The sequence below is a fragment of the Thiomicrorhabdus marina genome (genome assembly GCF_017571465.1).
In the GTDB taxonomy this organism is placed as follows: Bacteria; Pseudomonadota; Gammaproteobacteria; order Thiomicrospirales; family Thiomicrospiraceae; genus Thiomicrorhabdus; species Thiomicrorhabdus marina.
Window position 1 is genome coordinate 1 of record NZ_JAGETV010000080.1, and the last position, 321, is coordinate 321.

Consider the following 321-nt stretch of genomic DNA (forward strand, 5'->3'; position numbering starts at 1 on the left):
AAACATCCCAATCTCCTCAAGGAGCAGGGACAAGAAAAACTCGCACAAACGCCGGAACAGCTCTGGGTCGCCGATATCACCTATCTTCCCGTGCAGACGGGGCAAGCGTACCTGAGTCTGATAACGGATGCCTGTTCACGAAAGATAGTTGGCTATCATGTGCATGACAGCCTGCATACATCCGGTGTGTTACAAGCGTTATCTAAAGCGGTTAAAAAGCGAGTAGGAAAAGGAAAGCTGATACATCACTCGGATAGAGGGATTCAATACTGTTCAAAGTCTTATCAGGACTTCCATCAAAAGCATGGTATTACCTGTTCC

At 47.0% G+C, this 321-nt stretch carries 1 protein-coding gene; it reads left to right on the forward strand.

Annotated features, from left to right (window positions below; genetic code table 11):
• Positions 1–321: DDE-type integrase/transposase/recombinase (locus J3998_RS13170; RefSeq protein WP_208151118.1), on the forward strand; the 321-nt coding region annotated here is incomplete at both ends.